The sequence below is a fragment of the Paenibacillus popilliae ATCC 14706 genome, from assembly GCF_000315235.1.
GTDB lineage: Bacteria > Bacillota > Bacilli > Paenibacillales > Paenibacillaceae > Paenibacillus_B > Paenibacillus_B popilliae.
On sequence record NZ_BALG01000542.1, the window covers coordinates 1 to 354 of the forward strand.

Consider the following 354-nt stretch of genomic DNA (forward strand, 5'->3'; position numbering starts at 1 on the left):
GAATCAACTGCTGGGCTTCCTTGTAAGGCTGAAGATGCGCCTCAATCTCTGTATCCAGCGCAGCAATAGATTGCTCCAGAAAGGTAATATGGTCCCAGCAATTTCGAATCATGAGGATCTGATGCGTGTTCAAGGTGCCGAAAAGCGATTCGGCAACGCGGGCTGCGTTACGCTTGACGTTGCCATGCACCCGCTGTTCAATGTCGTCTGCATCGACATACCCTTGCGCAATCAGTCGCTCCAGCAGGTTGCGTCCAGATACACCGAATACATCTGAAATGACGTTACTCAACTTGACATTGGAAGCTTCCAGCACCTTCTGGATACGATTCTTCTCAGCCGTCAGGTTCCCGA

1 pseudogene is annotated in these 354 nt (G+C 50.8%); it reads right to left on the reverse strand.

What is annotated here, in order from left to right:
• Nucleotides 1–354 (reverse strand): annotated as a pseudogene (locus tag PPOP_RS23160) (IS110 family transposase); the annotation flags it as partial.